The sequence below is a fragment of the Salmonella sp. 32120201201600049SM genome, from assembly GCF_017572835.1.
Taxonomy (GTDB): Bacteria; Pseudomonadota; Gammaproteobacteria; order Enterobacterales; family Enterobacteriaceae; genus Salmonella; species Salmonella enterica.
Genome location: NZ_JAGESA010000012.1, coordinates 115,975 through 138,025, shown reverse-complemented (window position 1 = coordinate 138,025; position 22,051 = coordinate 115,975). Strand labels below are relative to the sequence as shown.

At 53.4% G+C, this 22,051-nt stretch carries 20 protein-coding genes, 1 tRNA gene, 1 pseudogene and 1 riboswitch; of the genes and pseudogenes, 13 read left to right on the top strand and 9 right to left on the bottom strand.

Annotated features, from left to right (window positions below):
- Nucleotides 1–140 precede the first annotated feature (140 nt).
- Entirely contained in the window at nt 141–794 is a 654-nt protein-coding gene (ribB, locus tag J4650_RS19725) for a 3,4-dihydroxy-2-butanone-4-phosphate synthase (RefSeq protein ID WP_001076978.1), read from the bottom strand.
- Between the two features lie 105 nt (nt 795–899).
- Nucleotides 900–1,098, bottom strand: a riboswitch (FMN riboswitch).
- 132 nt (nt 1,099–1,230) lie between these two features.
- Here ribB and ubiK point away from each other — a divergent pair.
- Entirely contained in the window at nt 1,231–1,527 is a 297-nt protein-coding gene (ubiK, locus tag J4650_RS19720; RefSeq protein WP_000566824.1) for a ubiquinone biosynthesis accessory factor UbiK, read from the top strand.
- A gap of 74 nt (nt 1,528–1,601) precedes the next feature.
- On the opposite strand, the gene glgS is transcribed toward ubiK, so the two are convergent.
- Nucleotides 1,602–1,811 carry a cell surface composition regulator GlgS gene (gene glgS, locus J4650_RS19715; protein ID WP_000928927.1) on the bottom strand — a complete coding sequence of 70 codons (210 nt, stop codon included), beginning with the start codon at nt 1,809–1,811 and terminating at the stop codon, nt 1,602–1,604.
- A gap of 257 nt (nt 1,812–2,068) precedes the next feature.
- Here glgS and J4650_RS19710 point away from each other — a divergent pair, with 257 nt between their 5' ends.
- The 3 genes from J4650_RS19710 (at nt 2,069) to J4650_RS19700 (ending at nt 4,686) form a co-directional block, all read left to right on the top strand.
- On the top strand, nt 2,069–2,689 hold the full coding sequence (locus tag J4650_RS19710) for an OB-fold-containig protein (protein ID WP_000171739.1): 621 nt from the start codon (nt 2,069–2,071) through the stop codon (nt 2,687–2,689).
- Between the two features lie 18 nt (nt 2,690–2,707).
- Nucleotides 2,708–4,387, top strand: a complete 1,680-nt coding sequence (locus tag J4650_RS19705; protein ID WP_000342879.1) for a flotillin family protein — start codon at nt 2,708–2,710, stop codon at nt 4,385–4,387.
- A 239-nt stretch (nt 4,388–4,626) separates the two neighbouring features.
- The gene (locus J4650_RS19700) at nt 4,627–4,686 is read left to right on the top strand and encodes a type I toxin-antitoxin system Ibs family toxin (protein ID WP_001804776.1); all 60 of its coding nucleotides are present in this window, start codon (nt 4,627–4,629) and stop codon (nt 4,684–4,686) included.
- 159 nt (nt 4,687–4,845) lie between these two features.
- Here J4650_RS19700 and hldE read toward each other — a convergent pair whose 3' ends face one another.
- The 3 genes from hldE to J4650_RS19685 all read right to left on the bottom strand — a co-directional run bounded on the left by hldE (nt 4,846) and on the right by J4650_RS19685 (nt 10,589).
- Nucleotides 4,846–6,279: a bifunctional D-glycero-beta-D-manno-heptose-7-phosphate kinase/D-glycero-beta-D-manno-heptose 1-phosphate adenylyltransferase HldE gene (hldE, locus tag J4650_RS19695; protein ID WP_000867682.1), complete on the bottom strand. Its 1,434-nt coding sequence runs from the start codon at nt 6,277–6,279 to the stop codon at nt 4,846–4,848.
- Nucleotides 6,280–6,326: 47 nt separating this feature from the next.
- Nucleotides 6,327–9,170, bottom strand: coding sequence for a bifunctional [glutamate--ammonia ligase]-adenylyl-L-tyrosine phosphorylase/[glutamate--ammonia-ligase] adenylyltransferase (glnE, locus tag J4650_RS19690; RefSeq protein WP_023993919.1), 2,844 nt, complete (start codon nt 9,168–9,170; stop codon nt 6,327–6,329).
- A 117-nt stretch (nt 9,171–9,287) separates the two neighbouring features.
- A complete protein-coding gene (locus tag J4650_RS19685) occupies nt 9,288–10,589 on the bottom strand; it encodes an inorganic triphosphatase (RefSeq protein WP_021000792.1) in 1,302 nt (433 codons plus the stop codon).
- Nucleotides 10,590–10,830: 241 nt separating this feature from the next.
- Here J4650_RS19685 and J4650_RS19680 point away from each other — a divergent pair, with 241 nt between their 5' ends.
- Together J4650_RS19680 and J4650_RS19675 are read left to right on the top strand one after the other, a co-directional pair.
- The gene (locus J4650_RS19680) at nt 10,831–11,445 is read left to right on the top strand and encodes a TIGR04211 family SH3 domain-containing protein (RefSeq protein ID WP_001125344.1); all 615 of its coding nucleotides are present in this window, start codon (nt 10,831–10,833) and stop codon (nt 11,443–11,445) included.
- A gap of 62 nt (nt 11,446–11,507) precedes the next feature.
- The gene (locus J4650_RS19675; RefSeq protein ID WP_000708447.1) at nt 11,508–12,749 is read left to right on the top strand and encodes a multifunctional CCA addition/repair protein; all 1,242 of its coding nucleotides are present in this window, start codon (nt 11,508–11,510) and stop codon (nt 12,747–12,749) included.
- Between the two features lie 104 nt (nt 12,750–12,853).
- On the opposite strand, the gene bacA is transcribed toward J4650_RS19675, so the two are convergent.
- Both bacA and folB read right to left on the bottom strand, forming a co-directional pair.
- The gene (bacA, locus tag J4650_RS19670) at nt 12,854–13,675 is read right to left on the bottom strand and encodes an undecaprenyl-diphosphate phosphatase (RefSeq protein ID WP_023993920.1); all 822 of its coding nucleotides are present in this window, start codon (nt 13,673–13,675) and stop codon (nt 12,854–12,856) included.
- Nucleotides 13,676–13,772: 97 nt separating this feature from the next.
- Nucleotides 13,773–14,132: a bifunctional dihydroneopterin aldolase/7,8-dihydroneopterin epimerase gene (folB, locus tag J4650_RS19665; RefSeq protein WP_000355776.1), complete on the bottom strand. Its 360-nt coding sequence runs from the start codon at nt 14,130–14,132 to the stop codon at nt 13,773–13,775.
- 106 nt (nt 14,133–14,238) lie between these two features.
- On the opposite strand from folB, the gene plsY reads away from it, so the two are divergent.
- Together plsY and J4650_RS19655 are read left to right on the top strand one after the other, a co-directional pair.
- Entirely contained in the window at nt 14,239–14,850 is a 612-nt protein-coding gene (gene plsY / locus J4650_RS19660; protein ID WP_001272784.1) for a glycerol-3-phosphate 1-O-acyltransferase PlsY, read from the top strand.
- Nucleotides 14,849–14,977: pseudogene (locus J4650_RS19655) on the top strand (fumarate hydratase); the annotation flags it as partial. The gene plsY and the pseudogene J4650_RS19655, both read left to right, overlap by 2 nt.
- 122 nt (nt 14,978–15,099) lie before the next feature.
- On the opposite strand, the gene tsaD reads toward J4650_RS19655, so the two are convergent.
- The gene (gene tsaD / locus J4650_RS19645; protein WP_001264391.1) at nt 15,100–16,113 is read right to left on the bottom strand and encodes a tRNA (adenosine(37)-N6)-threonylcarbamoyltransferase complex transferase subunit TsaD; all 1,014 of its coding nucleotides are present in this window, start codon (nt 16,111–16,113) and stop codon (nt 15,100–15,102) included.
- Between the two features lie 227 nt (nt 16,114–16,340).
- Here tsaD and rpsU point away from each other — a divergent pair, with 227 nt between their 5' ends.
- From rpsU to rpoD, 3 genes are all read left to right on the top strand, one after another.
- A complete protein-coding gene (rpsU, locus tag J4650_RS19640; RefSeq protein WP_001144069.1) occupies nt 16,341–16,556 on the top strand; it encodes a 30S ribosomal protein S21 in 216 nt (71 codons plus the stop codon).
- A gap of 235 nt (nt 16,557–16,791) precedes the next feature.
- Nucleotides 16,792–18,537 carry a DNA primase gene (gene dnaG, locus J4650_RS19635; RefSeq protein ID WP_000918865.1) on the top strand — a complete coding sequence of 582 codons (1,746 nt, stop codon included), beginning with the start codon at nt 16,792–16,794 and terminating at the stop codon, nt 18,535–18,537.
- 14 nt (nt 18,538–18,551) lie between these two features.
- Nucleotides 18,552–20,534 (top strand): RNA polymerase sigma factor RpoD, encoded by a 1,983-nt coding sequence (rpoD, locus tag J4650_RS19630; protein ID WP_001120159.1) that lies wholly within the window; start codon nt 18,552–18,554, stop codon nt 20,532–20,534.
- Nucleotides 20,535–20,657: 123 nt separating this feature from the next.
- Here rpoD and mug read toward each other — a convergent pair whose 3' ends face one another.
- On the bottom strand, nt 20,658–21,164 hold the full coding sequence (mug, locus tag J4650_RS19625; RefSeq protein ID WP_000237776.1) for a G/U mismatch-specific DNA glycosylase: 507 nt from the start codon (nt 21,162–21,164) through the stop codon (nt 20,658–20,660).
- A 125-nt stretch (nt 21,165–21,289) separates the two neighbouring features.
- Between mug and J4650_RS19620 the strand changes: the two genes are divergently transcribed.
- A tRNA-Ile gene (locus J4650_RS19620) sits at nt 21,290–21,365 on the top strand.
- A 145-nt stretch (nt 21,366–21,510) separates the two neighbouring features.
- Nucleotides 21,511–22,008, top strand: a complete 498-nt coding sequence (locus J4650_RS19615; protein WP_079948317.1) for a hypothetical protein — start codon at nt 21,511–21,513, stop codon at nt 22,006–22,008.
- The last annotated feature ends 43 nt before the right edge of the window (nt 22,009–22,051 follow it).

The following is a 22,051-nucleotide window of genomic DNA, read 5'->3' as shown; positions in this document are numbered from 1 at the left end:
AGTAAAAGAGTCCGTGGCAATTTATAACCATGAACGGCCACACCTGGCCCTGAAATACAAAACGCCCGATGATGTTCATCAGGCGTTTTACAGACAAAAAACTGTCAACCTATATCAGGACTAGTCAATGATCCGTTCGATCAGCTGGCTTTGCGCTCATGCGCCTGGCGGTAAGCCACCAGATCTTCAATCGTGACTACCGCCATATTATGCTGGCCTGCAAACGCGATACACTCCGGCGCGCGCGCCATCGTCCCATCGTCGTTAGTCAACTCGCACAGTACACCTGCAGGTTTAAAACCGGCCAGCGTCATCAGATCGATGGTCGCCTCCGTATGACCCCCGCGCGTCAGCACGCCGCCCGCCTGAGCGCGCAGTGGGAAAACGTGCCCCGGACGGTTAAGATCGGACGGTTTTGCGCCATCCTTAATTGCCGCACGCACCGTAGTGACACGGTCAGCGGCGGAAACGCCGGTGGTCACGCCTTCTGCGGCTTCAATGGTCACGGTAAAACCGGTGCCGTAGGCGCTGGTGTTGTTTTCCACCATCATTGGCAAGTCGAGCTGCTTACGACGATCTTCAGTAATACACAGGCAAACAATACCGCTACCGTGACGAATGGTTAACGCCATCTGTTCTACGGTCATCGTCTCTGCGGGGAAAATCATATCGCCTTCGTTTTCACGATCTTCATCATCAAGCACCATCACACCGCGTCCTTCACGCAGCGCATCCAGTGCAAGTTCAACACGTTCAAAAGGCGTACCAAAAGAGGAAAGTAGCGTCTGATTCATGGTAAAAAAACCTCATTAACATTATGGTTACCAGAATCAGGGCAGTCTTAGGAGTGCCGACAAGCGGCAAAAAAATAACGTGAGCGGGTCCATGCCCGACTGGATCGTTACCCTCTCCCATCCGGACTTTAACCGTCGGCCCCGGAATTACACCGGATCTGCTGACCTTTTCGCTATGGCAAAAAGCGCTCGCGGGCTTTCAACCTGCTCTCCGCGTTCCGTCACGGCGCGCCGTGATGAGAAATGCGTTAAACATCGCTGATTTACCGCCGGTGGGGAATTTCGCCCCGCCCTGAGAATAAGCGGGTTAACTATAACGCTATTGATTACCTTCATCAACGCCTTTACTCCGTATGACGTCACACAATTCTGGTTTATGGCGTCCACATATCGCACTACAATAAGAGCTAACACTTACCAGTTCAGGGAAACCACAATGATTGACCCGAAAAAAATTGAGCAAATCGCACGCCAGGTTCATGAGTCAATGCCGAAAGGTATTCGCGAGTTCGGGGAAGATATCGAGAAAAAAATCCGTCAAACGCTGCAATCTCAGCTGACGCGTCTCGATCTGGTGAGCCGCGAAGAGTTTGATGTCCAGACTCAGGTCTTGCTGCGCACCCGGGAAAAACTGGCGCTGCTGGAGCAACGCCTCAGCGAACTGGAAGCTCGCGACAAGCCTGAAGAAGTAAAACCTGCGCCCGCCATTCCGCCAGTCGATCCACAAGAGTAAAAACGTGAACGGGCCTGACGGCCCGCTCATATAAGATCTGAATAATGTCCTGCGCCTGTATAAGGGAGCCTGCATTAGTGTTCTAATTCTAACCTTTTCGCCTGAGTCGCCTGCTGGCAGTAAAGCGCGTAACGCTTGCAAAACCAGTCGCGATGCTCCTCGTCCATATTGCCGGTTACCGCCTGGATATCAACAGGACGCCCCTCCGCCTGCATTCTGGCAAAACTGCGCGCCAGAAAATCAAAATTATTTAGTGAATAGACGTTATTGTTGTTCATCAGCATACCCTCCAGTTATTGAATTCTGTTAAGGCTATATGCTTTTTCTAATTTCAGTATTTCCCTATATGTACGGCGGTTTTATACATAACGTGCGCAAATTTAATGCGCAAAATCACAATATTCACCAAAGATAACGACGGATAAATCGCTTTTCGGACTTAAGGAGATATGGGTCACATGATATTGTAACGCAGTGAAATAACAAGCATGAAAATTATCACGCGAACACCCTTCTGAAGGCGGCGACAAGGATAGAAAATATGACCTTATTTGCGGAGTATAATAGCCCCTATCTGTTTGCCATTGCGTTCGTTTTCTTTATCGGCGTGCTGGAGATGATTTCTCTGATTTTTGGCCACTTTCTTTCAGGCGCGCTCGACGCTCATCTCGATCATTATGACGCCCTGTCATCCGGCCCTGCGGGCCAGGCGCTTCATTATCTGAATATTGGACGCGTTCCCGCCCTGGTCGTCCTCTGTCTATTGGCCGGCTATTTCGGCCTCTTCGGTATCCTCATCCAGCATGGCGGGATCATGCTCTGGCAGGCGCCGCTCAGCAATCTGCTGCTGGTCCCGTTGAGCATTGTCCTGTCGGTCTTTGCCGTGCATTACAGCGGAAAAATCCTCGCGCCCTGGCTACCCAGAGATGAAAGCTCCGCCCTCCGGGAAGAGGAATTTATCGGCGGCATGGCGATTATTACCGGCCACGCCGCCGTCGCCGGTACACCTTGCGAAGGAAAATTTACCGATAAGTTCGGCCAGATTCACTATTTACTGCTGGAACCTGAAAAGGGAAAAGAATTTAAAAAAGGAGACAAGGTGCTGATTGTCTGCCGACTTTCCGCAACGCGTTATTTGGCTGAGCGTACCTTCTATGTCTAATTGAGAGGAACTTACATAATGGATGATGTTTTTGGCATATTGCCATCATGGATGTTTACCGCCATCGTGGCGGTTATCGTCTTACTAATTATCGGGATCATTTTTGCTCGCCTCTATCGCCGCGCATCTGCGGAACAGGCGTTTGTCCGTACCGGGCTTGGCGGGCAAAAAGTGGTGATGAGCGGCGGCGCTATTGTGATGCCAATCTTTCACGAAATTATTCCGATCAATATGAATACCCTAAAACTTGAAGTCAGCCGTGCTACCGTCGATAGCCTGATCACCAAAGATCGTATGCGCGTTGACGTGGTCGTCGCTTTCTTCGTACGTGTAAAACCCTCTGTTGAAGGTATTGCCACCGCCGCACAAACGCTTGGCCAGCGAACGCTGTCGCCGGAAGATCTGCGTATGCTGGTTGAGGATAAATTCGTTGACGCCTTACGCGCTACCGCGGCCCAGATGACGATGCATGAGCTACAGGATACGCGTGAAAACTTCGTTCAGGGCGTACAAAACACCGTTGCGGAAGATTTGTCGAAAAACGGTCTGGAGCTGGAAAGCGTCTCCTTAACCAACTTTAACCAAACGTCCAAAGAACATTTCAACCCAAACAACGCCTTTGATGCCGAAGGTCTGACGAAACTGACGCAGGAAACCGAACGCCGCCGTCGTGAACGTAATGAAGTGGAACAGGATGTGGAAGTGGCGGTGCGCGAAAAGAACCGCGACGCGCTTGAACGCAAGCTGGAAATCGAGCAGCAAGAAGCCTTTATGACTCTGGAGCAGGAGCAACAGGTTAAAACCCGCACCGCCGAACAAAACGCCAAAATTGCCGCTTTTGAGGCCGAGCGCCATCGTGAAGCAGAACAGACGCGCATTCTTGCTGAGCGGCAGATCCAGGAGACGGAGATCGAACGTGAGCAAGCAGTACGGTCCAGGAAAGTTGAGGCCGAGCGTGAAGTACGTATTAAAGAGATCGAACAGCAACAGGTGACAGAAATCGCCAACCAGACGAAATCTATCGCCATTGCCGCCAAATCCGAGCAGCAATCACAAGCGGAAGCGCGCGCCAACGACGCGCTGGCCGATGCGGTTCGCGCCCAGCAAAACGTAGAAACCACCCGCCAGACCGCCGAAGCGGATCGCGCCAAGCAGGTCGCTCTGATCGCCGCGGCGCAGGATGCGGAAACCAAAGCGGTCGAACTGACCGTCCGGGCAAAAGCAGAGAAAGAAGCGGCAGAATTGCAAGCCGCCGCCATCATCGAACTGGCGGAAGCAACGCGTAAAAAAGGTCTGGCGGAAGCCGAAGCGCAACGGGCGCTGAATGACGCTATCAACGTGCTTTCTGACGAACAAACCAGCCTCAAATTTAAACTAGCGCTCTTACAATCGTTACCTGCTGTTATTGAGAAGTCTGTTGAACCGATGAAATCCATCGACGGCATTAAGATTATTCAGGTCGATGGCCTCAATCGCGGCGCGACGGCGGGCGACGTCGCCGCTGGCGGCGCTAACGGGGGAAACCTGGCGGAACAAGCGTTATCTGCCGCGCTCACCTATCGTACCCAGGCGCCGCTGATCGATTCGCTGTTAAACGAGATTGGCATCGCTGGCGGCTCGCTAAAGGCGCTGACCACGCCGTTGGTTTCATCGGCAACGGATGAGATTAATCGCGAAGCAACGGTAAAAGAGCAATAACCCCCCGCCATATCTCCTGTCCCTGGTCATAAGACCGGGGATTTTTTTATCTTTTTTCCACCTTGTCTGTACAAAGCGTTATGACCAGCAGGCCGTTTTGCTTGGGCGATCCAGTAACGCAAAATCGGCGGGAGAAAGCCCTTGCGCCAGACAGGCCACTCACCAACAATCGCGATGTCAGCAAGGGGCTGAAACGGGAAAGCCCCTCCCGAGGAAGGGGCTTTAATAAGGAAAGGGTTATGATGCACCAGGTCATCATACTGATTGTTCTGTTACTGATAAGTTTCGCAGCTTACTAACAGCCAATCAGAGGGGGGAGAGATCCCCTCTCACCCTTATTCCTTTACTTTAGGTCGAAAAAAAAGCAGCGTCAACCGCGAGATACGCGTCGAAACAAAATGTCCGACGCGCCTTCAAAATCAGCGCCCGCAGCGTCTGTAACGCCTGATGACGCGGTTTTACTTCTCGCTCTCGGTCTGGATCTTTTTGATGATATTGGTCGTGGAACAACCATCTTCGAAGTTCAGCACCATGACTTCGCCGCCGTTGGCCCAGACCTCTTCGCTGCCCGCGATCTCTTCCGGCTTATAGTCGCCGCCTTTTACCAGCAGATCCGGCAGAATACCGGCAATCAGTCGTTGCGGCGTATCCTCTTCAAAAGAGACAACCCAGTCGACCGACTCCAGCGCGCCCAGCACGATCATACGCTGTTCGAGCGGATTAACCGGACGGCTTTCGCCTTTCAGACGTTTAGTCGAGGCGTCACTATTGACCGCAACAATCAGGCGGTCGCCCAGTTTGCGCGCGTTCGCCAGATAAGAGACGTGGCCCGCGTGCAGAATATCGAAAACGCCGTTGGTCATAACCACTTTCTCGCCACGCTTACGCGCGCTGGCGACGGCCTGTCTCAACTCCTCTTCGGTCATGACGCCGAAGCCGGTATCCGCGCGTCCGCGCACTGCGTTTTCCAGCTCAATAGGGGAAACCGTTGACGTCCCGAGTTTACCTACCACTACGCCCGCCGCCGCATTGGCGAAATAACACGCCTCTTCCAGGGTATTTCCCGCCGCCAGCGTCGCCGCCAGCACGCCGATCACCGTATCGCCCGCACCGGTAACATCATAAACTTCCTGCGCCTGCGTCGGCATATGTAGCGGCGCTTTATTCGGTTGCAGCAGCGTCATTCCCTGTTCGGAACGCGTGACCAACAGCGCGGAAAGGTCGTAATCGGCAATGAGCTTCATGCCGCGTTCAACCAGTTCGTCTTCGCTTTTACATTTCCCCGCGACCGCCTCGAATTCAGAAAGGTTTGGCGTCAGCAGCGTGGCGCCGCGGTAACGTTCAAAATCCGTTCCTTTCGGATCGATGAGCACCGGCACGCCCGCCTGGCGCGCCAGGGAAATCATAGTCTGCACGCTGGTCAGAGCGCCTTTGGCATAATCGGACAATACCAGCGCGCCGATCGATCCCAGCGCTTGGTTGATACGCTCATGCAACGGCTGCGGGTCCACCCCCTCAAAGCCTTCTTCAAAATCAAGACGAATGAGCTGCTGATTACGTGATAGCACGCGCAGTTTGGTAATCGTCGGATGCGTCGGCACAGAAACGAAGTCGCACTTCACATTGACCTCTGCCAGCGTTTTGCTCAGCGCGCGCGCGGCGTCATCAATACCCGTCAGGCCGACCAGACGGGCGTTCGCTCCCAGAGACGCAATGTTCATCGCCACGTTCGCCGCGCCGCCCGGGCGTTCCTCAACGGTATTTACCTTAACCACGGGCACCGGCGCTTCCGGTGAAATACGGCAAGTGGGGCCATACCAATAGCGATCCAGCATTACATCACCCACAACCATGACGCCTGCACGTTCAAACGCTGGCAGATTTACTTTCATTCCTGTCTCCTGAGAGATTCAAAATTTGCGCGCGATAATAGCATAATTCAAACGGCTACCAGCCACTTCCGCCAGCTTGCCTGCACCAGCGCGCGCTCTTTGCTAAAACACGTCTGCGCCACATGACCGGGAAGCTCCTGCAACGCCAGGTGGTGCAGTTCATCACGCAGAGTGGTGTAGGCTACCGTCAGCGCCTGCGCTTCGTGTTCATCCATAATGCCGTTTTGCGCCAGAAGCTCCAGGATGCGCACGTTATCAGACCAGCGCGTTAATTTAGGTTTTTCATGAGCGTAGCGCAGTACCAGATATTGCGCGATAAACTCAATATCCGTAATACCGCCTTCATCAGCTTTAATATCAAAACGATCGCGATACTTATTGCCGAGATGCGCCCGCATTTTCTCGCGCATTTCACGCACTTCAGTCTGCAATGTCTTACCGTCACGCGCCGTCGTCATGATAGTGCGGCGTACCGCATCAAACTGTGAGGTAAGCTGCGGGTCGCCATATACCACGCGAGCGCGTACCAACGCCTGATGTTCCCAGGTCCAGGCTTCATGCTGCTGATAATCGGCAAACGCGTCCGCTGAAGTCACCAGCATTCCCGCCGCGCCAGAGGGGCGTAGACGCGCATCCACCTCATACAAAATGCCGGAGGAGGTGCGCGTACTGAACAGATGCATAATGCGCTGCGCCAGGCGCAGATAAAACTGCCGCCCGTCGATTTCGCGTTCGCCGTTGGTCATGACGTCCATCGGACAGTCATGCAGGAAGATGAGATCCAGATCGGAACTGTAGCCCAGCTCCCATCCGCCCAACTTGCCATAACCGACAACCGCAAACCCCCGCCCCTGGCGCTCGTCCAGATGCGCTGGCTGACCATAACGCGCAACCATTTGCGTCCACGCCTGCTGCACCACAGCATCAATCATCGCCTCTGCCAGCCATGTGAGGTGATCGCTCACTTTCATCACCGGCAGCGTACCGGCAATATCCGCCGCCGCAATTCGCAAAAGCTGTGCCTGTTTAAACTGGCGTAATGCCTCCAGTTGTTGTTCTTCGTCCTCTTCCGGCACGCGCAGCAAATACTGGCGTAATTCGTCGCGGTAAGCGTCGGTAGCCGTCGGCTGATAAAGCGTGCCGGGGTCGAGCAGTTCATCAAGCAACAACGGATAACGCGCCAGTTGGCTCGCTATCATTGGCGAAGCGGCGCAGAGCATAATCAGGTGTTTCAGCGCGCCAGGAAATTCGCTCAGCAGCTCCAGATAGGTGGTGCGAGTGACAATCCCCGCCAGCAACGGCGTTATCCGCGATAGCGTAACAGCGGCGTCTTCGCGAGAGCAGACATCAGCAAGCAGGTGCGGCATCAGTTGGTCCAGCACTTGCCGCCCGCGCGGGCCGATAGGGCGTTTATCCAGTTCCTTACGGAAGTCAGCGATGAGGGTCAGAACTTGTCGCCGATCCTCATCGGCTAAATGCGCCAGCACTGGCGTCGAATCATCCTCCTGTAGCGCATCCTGCCATACTTCACGCCACGGCTCTGAACGTTCTTCCTCCTGCGGGGTATCGGCTTCATCATCGCCAATTAATTCGTTGAATACGCGGCGTACATTAGCCATATGATCCGTCAGTTCGCCAACAAGCTGCGGCCAGTTCTCCGCCTTCATTCCCCAGGCCAGCCGCGCCCGATTCAGATCGTCGGCAGGCAACGTTTGCGTCTGTTCGTCATTGATGCTTTGCAGCAGATTCTCCAGACGACGTAGAAAAAGATAGGCCACGCGCAGTTGCGCCACGTCATTCTCAGGCAGCAAATGCAGCGCAGAGATAGCATCCAGCGTCGGCAGTAACGAACGCGACTGTAGCGACGGCTCGCGTCCGCCGCGGATGAGCTGGAATACCTGCACGATAAACTCAATTTCCCGAATACCGCCCGCGCCAAGTTTAATGTTGTCCTTCAAACCGCGGCGTCGCACTTCGCGGGCGATCATCCCTTTCATATTACGTAGCGACTGGATGACGCTGAAATCGATATAGCGGCGGAAAACGAAAGGCCGCAGCATGGCGCGTAATTCACGAGACCAGGCGTCGTCGTTATCGCCCATTAGCCGCGCTTTCACCATGGCGTAGCGTTCCCAGTCGCGTCCTTGCTCCTGATAGTAATCCTCCAGCGCGGCAAAACTCAGTACCAGCGGGCCGCTGTCGCCAAACGGTCGCAGGCGCATGTCCACCCGATAGACAAAACCATCCATTGTGGGCTGATCCAGCGCTTTGATCAGCCGCTGCCCGAGACGCGTAAAAAACTGGGCGTTATCGAGTTCACGACGCCCGCCCCGGGTCTCGCCATGTTCCGGCCAGGCGAAAATCAGATCGATATCAGACGAAAAATTCAGTTCGCCGCCGCCCAGCTTGCCCATGCCTAAAATCAACAGCGGCTGCGGAACGCCCTGCGGGTTACAGGGGGTTCCCCATTCGCGGCAACAGGCGGCATACAGCCAGTCGCGCGCCCCCACAATGAGCGTCTCCGCCAGATGGCTCAACTGTTGTAAAATAGTCTCATCGTCCACCAGCGACAGCGTCTGCGCCCAGGCGATGCGTACCATGATGCGACGACGAAAAAACCTCAGTTCACGCATCAGCGAGGCGTCGTCACAGACACCTGCCAACGCCTCCTGTAACCAGCCAGCATAATGTCGCCATTCATCAGCCTGCGGCGATGCGGATTCCAGTTCGGCAAGCCACTCCGGATGCGCTATCACGCTATCCAGCGCAAAATCGCTAAATGTAAGTACTGACTTCGCCTGCACGCTAAGCGATGTCTCAGTAAATCCTTCTGGTAGGCGCTCAACAACGGTCTGCCAGTACTGCGATAAGGGTGAAGAGAGCGGCGTCATTTAGGGGATATCCTTTAAATAATGCCGGATGGCGGCGTTTCGCCTGATCCGGCCTACAAGTCCGCATACCGTAAGCCTGATAAGCGCGGCGTCATCAGGCGCTTTCTACGGTTCTGATTATCGTTTTCCGCTGTGCAACCAGAACGGCTGCTGGTTAATGGCCTCATTACGGAAATGTTCAATTTCAATACGTTGTCCGGTAAGAATGGCGTGACGCAATCCCTGCCAGTTCTCCAGCCATGCCTGCGCGACCATCGCATCATAATACCCAGCCAGCAGTAAAACGCTGTCGATATCGCGAGTCAAACGCGGCAACTGGTCGCGATACTTATCACCCAGCGGTTGTCCAAAAACTTTTTTTAATTCAGCAGCATGACGAGAAAGATGAATGTCGGCGAAACGCTTAAAAGAATCGGCCATTTTGGCCTGCGCCTTCGCGTCCAGAAATGGCTGCCAGGCTTTCGTCACCAGCCATTCCGTCAATGCCAGTTTCGCCATCGCCGTTTGCGTACTATAAACGGCTGTGACGGCGGACACCGCGGATGTCATCGTCGCTTCCGCCTGGGTAAGTAGATCACGTAAGTGAGCGCTCGCTTTACGCGGAACAATGCCACCAAAGAGCATTAAGGCATGGCGCACCAACCCCATAGCATCCAGCACGTGTTCTTTCGCCGACTCGTCGCCGCGCAGCCAGAGCTCTTCATGGTACTGCCACTGTGACAACGCCAGATCCAGCGAGGCCTCCAGCCCTTGCTCTACCGTGGCTTTCGCGGCAGTCCGCAGAATTGCCGTTGGTGTATTCTCTCGCGGCGCATTCCCCTGCGCCAGGTGATAACCTCGCGCCGCCTTACTCAGACTGCCCTGACGCAAACCGGTTTGCGACAGCAGTTGCTTCGCCAGTTTTAACACGGCGCGCGTATCGCCGCGAAGCAACTCAAGCTCCAGCTCACAAATCGGTTCGGCAAACTCGCCCGCTTTTACGTCGCCGAGATCGAGCGCAATTTCAATCCTGCTGCCGTCAACGTCCAGACACCATTTTTCCCGGTAAAAATCGGTACTGAACAGCGGCTGTACGCTTGATGCCAGGCCAGCGGGCAGTTTGCCATCCGGCCAGACCTCCGCCGGAAGTTGCGTCAGATCCAGCACGGGTTCGCTTAGCGCGACATTGTATTCGGGTCGCTGGTGCAGCCCGCCCGTTACCCGGCCGGCAATTTTCATGGTCATTTCATAGCGCCCATTTTCACCACGAATACGCAGCCCCATATCATGGCGGCGTAGCCAGTTATCAGGCGTTTCGAAGTAGATATTCAGCAACTGGCTGGGCGCATGATGCTCGCCGCCGAGCGTATGAAGATGATTTCGCAGCGCATCTACGGCGTCGTGATTGACGATAAACTTTAATTCGATTTCCTGAGCCATGGCCTTGTACTTATGGGTTATGTCACATCTGGGAAGATTCTTGGCGAACTTACCCGCATTATTTTTGTCAGTAGATAGTATTTTGCGCCAAATTGCCATGCAACGAGCAATTTGACGGGCGTAAAAGTTTGACGTAGCGGCAAAGGCGACACAGATGATTCCGATTGATGTCGACTACTTTGCGTAGCGACACTGATGCCGTTACTATCGTTCCACTTTCTCTGACAATAACGACAGCCTGATGCCAAAATTACGCCTGATTGGACTAACTTTACTTGCGCTTAGCGCCACCGCCGTCTCTCATGCTGAAGAGACGCGTTACGTTTCTGATGAACTGAATACCTGGGTCCGCAGCGGTCCGGGAGATAATTATCGCCTTGTGGGTACCGTCAACGCCGGCGAGGAAGTCACGCTCTTACAGAGCGATGCCAACTATGGTCAAATTAAAGACAGTTCTGGTCGTACTGCCTGGATACCGTTAAAAGAACTGAATACCACGCCAAGCCTGCGTACCCGCGTGCCGGATCTGGAAAATCAGGTCAAAACGTTAACCGATAAACTCAACAATATTGATACCACGTGGAATCAGCGCACCGCCGATATGCAGCAGAAAGTGGCGCAAAGCGACAGCGTCATCAACGGGCTAAAAGAAGAGAACCAGAAGCTGAAAAACGAGCTGATTGTCGCGCAGAAAAAAGTTAGTGCCGCGAATCTGCAACTGGATGACAAACAGCGCACCATTATTATGCAGTGGTTTATGTATGGCGGCGGTGTATTGGGTATTGGCTTGCTGTTAGGGCTGGTGCTGCCGCATATGATCCCAAGCCGTAAACGCAAAGACCGCTGGATGAACTAAATCGCCTTCTCTGCGGCACTGTCTTATCATTAGAGGATGATCGTTTTTAAAAGGAAAGTGGCGTGAAGATTTATCTGGTCGGTGGTGCGGTTCGGGATGCGTTGTTAGGGCTACCGGTTAAAGATAAAGATTGGGTCGTTGTCGGCGCCACGCCGCAGGAGATGCTTGATGCGGGCTACCAGCAGGTAGGCCGTGATTTTCCTGTGTTTCTCCATCCGCAAACTCACGAAGAATACGCGCTGGCGCGTACTGAGCGTAAATCCGGTTCCGGCTACACGGGCTTCACCTGTTATGCCGCGCCGGACGTTACCCTGGAAGCCGATCTCCAGCGTCGCGATCTGACCATTAATGCTCTGGCGCGCGACGATGACGGCCAGATTATCGACCCTTACCACGGGCGCCGGGATCTGGAGGCACGTCTACTGCGCCATGTCTCTCCCGCGTTTGGCGAAGATCCCTTGCGCGTATTGCGCGTGGCGCGTTTTGCTGCCCGTTACGCTCATCTGAGTTTCCGTATCGCCGATGAAACACTGGCGCTAATGCGCGAAATGACCGCGGCAGGCGAGCTGGAACATCTGACGCCGGAACGGGTATGGAAAGAGACGGAAAATGCGCTTACCACCCGCAATCCGCAGGTTTACTTCCAGGTATTGCGCGACTGCGGCGCCCTGCGCGTCCTGTTTCCGGAAATCGACGCCCTGTTTGGCGTGCCCGCGCCGGCAAAGTGGCATCCGGAAATTGATACCGGAGTTCATACGCTGATGACGCTGTCGATGGCCGCCATGCTCAGTCCGCAGCTTGATGTCCGTTTCGCCACGCTTTGTCATGACCTGGGCAAAGGCTTAACGCCGAAAAACCTCTGGCCGCGCCATCATGGTCACGGCCCGGCGGGCGTGAAACTGGTCGAACAGTTATGCCAGCGTTTGCGCGTCCCCAATGACCTGCGTGATTTAGCTAAACTGGTCGCCGAGTACCATGATCTGATCCACACCTTTCCGATACTCCAGCCGAAAACGATCGTTAAGCTGTTTGACGCCATTGATGCATGGCGTAAACCGCAGCGCGTCGAGCAGATTGCGCTGACCAGCGAGGCCGATGTCCGTGGACGTACCGGATTTGAAGCGTCGGATTACCCGCAGGGGCGCTGGCTGCGCGAAGCCTGGCAGGTGGCCCAAGCGGTACCGACGAAAGAGGTGGTGGAGGCCGGATTTAAGGGCATTGAGATTCGCGAGGAGCTGACCAAGCGACGAATTGCAGCGGTCGCCAACTGGAAAGAGAAGCGCTGCCCGAACCCCGCCAGCTAAACGCCATCCGGCACGATAAATTGCCTGATGGCGCTGCACTTATCAGACCGACAAAACAGTTAGGCCGGACAAGGCGGTACTCCGCCATCCGGCACGGTCAATCATCAGAAGAAGACAACGTAAACGGCAGCCGCCACCACAAAGCGGTAAATCGCAAACGGAATAAACGAGATACGCTTAATCAGTTGCAGGAAGGTCTTGATAGCGATCAGCGCCACCACAAACGCCGTCACAAAGCCCACCGCGAACATTGGAATATCCGCTGCGGTCAGGAATGACCAACTTTTGTAGAGATCCAGAACCGTTGCGCCCATCATCATCGGCACAGCCAGTAAGAACGAGAACTCAGAGGCGGCGTAACGGCTGACGCCCATCAGCATCCCACCGGAAATGGTCGCTCCGGAACGCGAGAAGCCCGGCCACAGCGCCAGACACTGGAAACAGCCAATCATAAACGCCTGACGATACGTCATATCATCCAGCCCCGGCGCGCGCGGTTCTTTCGGCTTCAGGCACTCGGCGGCAATCAGCAACAGACCGCCTACCACCAGCGCGTACATCACGTTAATCGGGTTAAATAGCGACTTGATCGTGTCATGAAAGACTAACCCCAGCACCACCGCCGGAATCATGCCCAGCAGGATGTGAATCAACGTTAATCGACCTTTACTTTCACCTTCACGCTGTAGCGGGCGGCCAAAGTGAATACCGATGAGACCAAACAACCGCCGCCAGAACATCACCACGACCGCCAGAATAGATCCAAGTTGAATCACCACTTCGAATGTCTTGGCCGTATCGCCTTCAAACCCCATCAGATGACCCACAATAATCATATGGCCCGTGCTGGATACCGGCAAAAACTCCGTCAATCCTTCGACCACACCCAAAATTGCCGCTATCAGCAGCGAGTGCATATCGCTCATCAATAAACCCCTAAAATGAAAAACACTGCAAAAATGGATCTCGCGTTAAGACCCCATATATAATCGTTTGGTTTAAAAAATATAAAATTATTTATTTTTATTTCAGATTATTGCCACGCTCAATAATTACCCCTACGTTCGCCGCGCGCGCGACGGCGCCAGGCTTGCTCAGTTTGATGCGAACCCACGGAGAATTAAATCGGCTAAGCAGCAGATCCGCCACCTCTTCCGCCACGCGCTCGACCAGAGCAAAACGCCCGCCTTCGACATGATTTATCACCGTGTCGGCGATATCCGCATAACTTAGACAATCTGCGACATCATCGCTTTTCGCCGACTTACGGTTATCCCACGCCATTTCGATATCGAACACCAGTTTTTGCTCGATAGTCTGTTCCCAGTCGTAAACACCGATAGTGGTGATTACCGAAAGTTGCTCTATAAATACAATATCCATCACGACCTGCCTGCTTTTTGGCTAACCCGGATACCACTTCCGGCGAAATGTGCGTATTATCCACAGAAATAGTAAATAAAACGACACTTTCAATACGGAACAGCTTATGAGTGCAATCGCGCCTGGAATGATCCTCTTCGCGTACCTCTGCGGCTCAATTTCCAGTGCCATTCTGGTTTGCCGCATCGCCGGGCTGCCCGATCCGCGAGAAAGCGGTTCCGGCAACCCGGGCGCGACGAACGTATTACGAATCGGTGGCAAGGGAGCGGCTGTCGCGGTACTTATTTTTGACATCCTTAAAGGCATGTTGCCCGTCTGGGGCGCGTATGCGTTAGGCGTTACCCCTTTCTGGCTGGGGCTTATCGCTATCGCCGCCTGTCTGGGGCATATCTGGCCGGTCTTTTTTGGCTTTAAAGGCGGGAAAGGCGTAGCAACCGCGTTTGGCGCCATTGCGCCCATCGGCTGGGATTTAACCGGCGTCATGGCTGGCACCTGGCTGCTGACGGTCCTGTTAAGCGGTTATTCATCGTTAGGGGCGATTGTCAGCGCCTTGATTGCGCCGTTTTACGTCTGGTGGTTTAAACCGCAGTTCACCTTCCCGGTGTCGATGCTGTCATGTCTCATTTTGCTGCGCCATCATGACAACATCCAGCGTCTGTGGCGTCGCCAGGAGACGAAAATCTGGACGAAGCTGAAAAAGAAACGCCAGAAAGATTGAGCTGGAGCTGCGTCTGGAAGAGGGCCTCAACCGTCTGGGGCTCGGCCCACAAGGATTGACCGGCAATAGCTCGGTGATAGGCGTACATATCGAATCCGCCGCGCGTCACCCTTCCACCATTGGCGTGGTTAGGCGCGATTTTCGGCCTGATCTTCCTGGTGCTGCTGATCGTCACCGGGCTGTTGTGGATGCCCGTCGTTTTGCTGTAAACCCGTTGGGGCGGCATGATGTCGCCCCCTTTTTCCGCTTTTACGCCGCCGGCAGCTCGGCCAGCGGCCAGCGCGGACGTACCGTTACGCCAAGATCCGCCGTAACGCCCGCCTTAAACCGCACCATTCCGGCATAGGCGATCATCGCCCCGTTGTCAGTACAAAACTCCGGGCGCGCATAGAACACTTCGCCGCGGCGTTTTTGCATCATTTCGGCAAGCTTCGCGCGCAGCGTGCGGTTAGCGCTGACGCCGCCCGCCATGACCAGACGCTTAAAACCGGTGCTTTCCAGCGCGCGCTTGCACTTGATCATCAGCGTATCCACGACCGCATCTTCAAAAGCGCGCGCGATATCAGCGCGAGTTTGTTCGTCGTCGCCATTACTACGAATGGTGTTAGCGGCAAAGGTTTTCAGACCGGAAAAACTAAAATCCAGTCCCGGACGATCGGTCATCGGGCGCGGAAAGACAAAACGTCCCGCCGTCCCCTGCGACGCCATTTTCGACAGCATCGGGCCGCCAGGATAATCCAGCCCCAACAATTTGGCAGTTTTATCAAACGCTTCACCGGCAGCATCGTCAATCGACTCACCCAGCAGTTCGTACTGACCGATTCCGGTCACGCTAATGAGCTGCGTATGTCCGCCGGAGACCAGTAGCGCCACAAACGGGAACTCCGGAGGGTTATCTTCCAGCATCGGCGCCAGCAGATGACCTTCCATATGGTGTACAGGAATGGCCGGCACATTCCAGGCAAATGCCAGCGAACGCCCGACGGTTGCGCCGACCAGCAGCGCGCCGACCAGGCCCGGGCCTGCGGTATAGGCCACCGCGTCGATATCGCTCGCCGTCAAACCGGCTTCTTTTAATGCCGCCTGAATCAGCGGCACGGTTTTACGCACATGATCGCGGGAAGCCAGTTCAGGCACTACGCCGCCGTAGTCAGCATGTAATTTCACCTGACTATACAATTGGTTGGCTAACAGACCTTTTTTGTCGTCGTAAATAGCGATGCCGGTTTCATCGCAAGATGTTTCAATACCCAGTACACGCATGACTTGTTTTACCTCGCTCTAATACCGCGCAGTGTAGGTCGAATGCGGGTGGATGTATACCCTCAGTCCCGACTTCGTGTATACTCCCTCACCTTATAAAAGTCCCTTTCAAAAAAGGCCGCGGTGCTTTACAAAGCAGCAGCAATTGCAGTAAAATTCCGCACCATTTTGAAATAAGCTGGCGTTGATGCCAGCGGCAAACCGAATTAATCAAAGGTGAGAGGCACATGCCGGTAATTAAAGTACGTGAAAACGAGCCGTTCGACGTAGCTCTGCGTCGCTTCAAGCGTTCCTGCGAAAAAGCAGGTGTTCTGGCGGAAGTTCGTCGTCGTGAGTTCTATGAAAAACCGACGACCGAACGTAAGCGCGCTAAAGCTTCTGCAGTGAAACGTCACGCGAAGAAACTGGCTCGCGAAAACGCACGCCGTACTCGTCTGTACTAATCTTTTGAGAGCGGGCTGCTCTCAATTCAGATCGAGTTGTAGTTGTAAGGCCGTGCTTCCGAAAGGAATGCGCGGCTTGTTTTCGTTTATGCATTAGCATATACACAAAATCATTCATGCTGCGTCCAGGCGGCAAGAGAGCAAGTCCCCGGCGCTTACGCAAGTCAGCGACAGGGGTGAGCGAACGTAGCCAACACTACGGCAGCCTGAAGAATGACGTGTATAAAAGGGGCATATGGCTGGACGAATCCCACGCGTATTCATTAATGACCTGCTGGCGAGAACCGATATCGTCGATCTGATCGACGTGCGCGTAAAACTCAAGAAACAGGGCAAGAACTATCACGCGTGTTGTCCATTCCATAATGAGAAAACCCCTTCTTTCACCGTAAACGGTGAAAAACAGTTTTATCACTGCTTTGGATGCGGCGCGCATGGCAATGCGATCGACTTTTTGATGAATTACGACAAGCTCGAATTTGTCGAAACCGTCGAAGAATTAGCGGCCATGCATAACCTGGAAATTCCCTATGAAGCAGGCACCGGGCTTAGCCAGATAGAGCGCCATCAACGGCAAAACCTCTATCAGTTGATGAATGGTCTGAATGACTTTTATCAGCAGTCGCTTACCCATCCTGCGGCAAAACCTGCGCGTGACTATCTGCAAAAGCGCGGTCTGAGCGCTGAAATTATTCAGCGTTTCGCCATTGGCTTCGCGCCGCCAGGTTGGGATAACGCGTTAAAGCGCTTCGGTAATAACAGCGATAACAAGGCATTGTTGCTGGATGCCGGGATGCTGGTCAATAACGAGCAGGGCAGCACTTACGATCGTTTCCGTAATCGGGTCATGTTCCCTATTCGGGACAAACGCGGCAGGGTGATTGGTTTTGGCGGCCGAGTTCTGGGGAACGACACGCCGAAATACCTTAACTCTCCGGAAACGGACATTTTCCATAAAGGCCGCCAGCTATATGGTCTTTATGAGGCTCAGCAATATAGTGCTGAACCGCAACGCTTGCTTGTGGTCGAAGGTTATATGGATGTCGTCGCACTAGCGCAATACGACATTAACTATGCGGTCGCCTCGCTGGGTACCTCAACCACGGCAGACCATATGCATATGTTATTCCGGGCGACGAACAACGTGATTTGCTGTTACGACGGCGACCGGGCTGGCCGTGATGCCGCCTGGAGAGCGCTGGAAACAGCAATGCCTTATATGACCGACGGTCGGCAGGTACGCTTTATGTTTTTACCTGACGGCGAAGACCCGGATACGCTGGTGCGTAAAGAAGGCAAGGCGGCTTTTGAAGCGCGGATGGAGCAGGCGCAGCCGCTCTCTACGTTTCTGTTTAATAGCCTCCTGCCGCAGGTGGATTTAAGCTCGCCGGATGGCAGCACGCAGTTAGCCGCACTGGCGCTGCCGCTCATTAATCAGGTGCCTGGCGACGCGCACCGTATTCAGCTGCGTCAGACGTTGGGGCTGAAGTTAGGCATTTTCGATGATAGTCAGCTTGATCGTTTAGTGCCAAAACAGGCGGAAAGCGGCGTTTCCCGCCCGGCTCCGCAGCTAAAACGCACGACCATGCGTATACTGATAGGATTACTGGTGCAAAATCCGGATCTCGCGCCGTTAGTGCCGCCCTTAGACGCGCTGGATCAGAATAAGCTGCCTGGACTTGGCTTATTTAAAGAATTGGTCAAAACTTGTTTGGCTCAGCCAGGTCTTACTACCGGACAACTTCTGGAACTCTACCGTGGCACAAATGATGCTGCGACCCTTGAAAAATTATCGATGTGGGACGATATAGCAGATAAGGCGATTGCCGAAAAGACCTTTACCGACTCACTCAACCATATGTTTGATTCGCTGCTGCAACTGCGACAAGAAGAGCTGATCGCTCGCGATCGCACTCACGGTTTAAGCAGCGAAGAACGCCGAGAGCTCTGGACGTTAAACCAGGAGCTGGCCAGAAAATGAATTTAACGGCTTAAATGCCGCATATCGATCGGGAAGCCCCCGACAGCCGCAGTGAGAGGCAGCGGCCAAAATATAAGTATGCCCTCGCTTTAAATGTCGACAGCTATACCGTCGACACCAATCAAACGAATAAGTGTGGATACCGTCTTATGGAGCAAAACCCGCAGTCACAGCTGAAACTTCTTGTCACCCGTGGTAAGGAGCAAGGCTATCTGACCTATGCTGAGGTCAATGACCATCTGCCGGAAGATATCGTCGATTCAGATCAAATTGAAGATATCATCCAAATGATCAACGACATGGGTATTCAGGTAATGGAAGAAGCGCCTGATGCCGATGATCTGCTGCTGGCTGAAAATACCACCAGCACCGATGAAGATGCGGAAGAAGCTGCTGCACAAGTTCTGTCCAGTGTTGAGTCTGAAATCGGTCGTACGACTGACCCGGTACGCATGTATATGCGTGAAATGGGCACTGTTGAACTGTTGACCCGGGAAGGCGAAATCGACATCGCTAAACGTATCGAAGACGGGATCAACCAGGTTCAATGCTCCGTTGCCGAATACCCGGAAGCCATTACCTATCTGCTGGAACAGTACGATCGCGTTGAGGCTGAAGAGGCTCGTTTGTCCGATCTTATCACCGGCTTTGTCGATCCGAACGCGGAAGAAGAGATGGCGCCGACCGCAACTCACGTCGGTTCTGAACTCTCCCAGGAAGACCTGGATGATGACGAAGACGAAGATGAAGAAGACGGCGACGATGACGCCGCCGATGACGACAACAGCATTGACCCTGAACTGGCACGCGAAAAATTCGCTGAGTTGCGCGCGCAATACGTCGTTACGCGCGACACCATCAAAGCGAAAGGCCGCAGCCATGCTGCCGCGCAGGAAGAGATTCTGAAGCTGTCTGAAGTGTTCAAACAGTTCCGTCTGGTACCGAAGCAATTCGACTATCTGGTCAACAGTATGCGCGTGATGATGGATCGCGTGCGTACTCAGGAACGTCTGATCATGAAGCTCTGCGTCGAGCAGTGCAAAATGCCGAAGAAGAACTTTATCACGCTGTTTACCGGTAACGAAACCAGCGAAACCTGGTTCAACGCCGCTATCGCGATGAACAAACCGTGGTCGGAAAAACTGCACGATGTCGCGGAAGAAGTGCAACGCTGTCTGCAAAAACTGCGGCAGATTGAAGAAGAGACCGGTCTGACCATCGAACAGGTGAAAGACATCAATCGTCGCATGTCCATCGGGGAAGCGAAAGCCCGCCGTGCGAAGAAAGAGATGGTTGAAGCGAACTTACGTCTGGTTATTTCTATCGCCAAGAAATACACCAACCGTGGCTTGCAGTTCCTTGACCTGATTCAGGAAGGCAACATCGGTCTGATGAAAGCGGTAGATAAGTTCGAATACCGTCGTGGTTACAAGTTCTCCACCTACGCTACCTGGTGGATCCGTCAGGCGATCACCCGCTCTATCGCGGATCAGGCGCGCACCATCCGTATTCCGGTGCATATGATTGAGACCATCAACAAGCTCAACCGTATTTCTCGCCAGATGCTGCAAGAGATGGGCCGCGAGCCAACGCCGGAAGAGCTGGCTGAACGGATGCTGATGCCGGAAGATAAAATTCGTAAGGTGCTGAAGATTGCCAAAGAGCCAATCTCCATGGAAACGCCGATCGGCGACGATGAAGATTCGCATCTGGGTGATTTCATCGAGGATACCACCCTCGAGCTGCCTCTGGACTCTGCCACTACCGAGAGCCTGCGTGCCGCCACTCACGACGTTTTGGCTGGCCTGACCGCTCGTGAAGCGAAAGTGCTGCGTATGCGTTTCGGTATCGATATGAACACCGACCACACGCTGGAAGAAGTGGGTAAACAGTTCGATGTTACCCGCGAACGTATCCGTCAGATCGAAGCGAAGGCGCTGCGTAAACTGCGCCACCCGAGCCGTTCTGAAGTGCTGCGCAGCTTCCTCGACGATTAATTCGCCGCACAGGTATAAACGCCGCCGCAAGGCGGCGTTTTTTTATCAGGCCATGCGCAAGCGCCCTATTTGGCCTGCAGAATTTCTACACAGCGCGAGTATTCGCGCCCTCATTCCCCATTGCTATAGCCCACGCATAATGAGCGCTTGATCCAGTTCGCGATAGGCCTCGACCAGTTTTTCCGTTTTAATTCGGTTTAAGCCGCTGGGATTCGGCAACACCCACACCATCGTCGCGCCAATGGCGATCTTTTGTTTACCCCAGGCGATACCGCGCTGGCTGAACCCCTGTTCAAAAGCCTGTTTACCAAGCACCGCCAGCGCCGCGGGCTGGTAGTCCTCTATTTTTTCAATCAGGTTGCGTCCGCCGCTACGTAATTCATGCAACTTCACCTCAGTCGCTTGTACCGTCGGTCGGTCGACGAGTTTCGTTACCCCGCAGCGAAAATCCAGTAATTTTTCCGCCTCTTCCGGTTTCAACTGTCGATCGGTGAAACCGGCCAAATGAATAACTTTCCAAAAACGATTCGCGGGATGCGCAAACGGAAAGCCGGTATTCGCCGAGGAGAGTCCCGGATTGATGCCGCAAAAAACCACCCGTAGCCCTGGCGCCAGTATGTCCTTAACCATTATTACTCCTGATCAATACAACGTTCTTTAAGTATAACGGGTTGAAAACACATTGTTTATAAAAACAGCACCCGCACGGTTACGGCTGGATTACAGCGTAAAGTTACATTATAATCCACCGCCACGGCCCCTTAGCTCAGTGGTTAGAGCAGGCGACTCATAATCGCTTGGTCGCTGGTTCAAGTCCAGCAGGGGCCACCAAATTTTAGCTTTAAAATCATATAATTAAGCCACTTATTTACTAAGTGGTTTTTTTACATTAGCACCCAGTGTCCCTTTTTTGTCCCCCCGCTTAGTCGAATGCTGGGTTTCTGATAGCTACCTTGCACAGCTAAAAGGATGTTTTATGGCACTCACTAAATGCAAAGAATGTAAAAAAGAGGTCTCAACCTCTGCGAAAACCTGTCCCCATTGCGGAGTTAAAGATCCGGGCTTCGGTGCAAAAGAGAAGCTGGGCGGGTGTCTCATTCTGATTATCATTGTGGTAGTAATTATGTACTTCATTGGCAGTCGCGATGATGAGAAGATTGCAGAACCCCCCAAGGTATGTTCTAACACTGATACCCAGTGCAATTTTGATAAGAACTTGGTTGATGCCGTAGCCAAATGCAAACCGTTAGTAGAACAAGCGGCAAAGTACGAATACGAATGGACTGATGGACTCTTAGACCCAATGTTCTCTCATAGCCGAATCGACAGCAAAAAAAATCAGCTAACATTTATTGGTGATAAGGTCAAATTCACAAACGGCTTCAATGCAAAAATGACCATGATTTACGCGTGCACCATGGATCTGAAAACCAAAGAAATCGTAGACTTCAAAATTTCAGAAGGGAAATTATAGAAATTTCGGATGAGGGTTCTCTCACCAATTGAAGGATAAAATA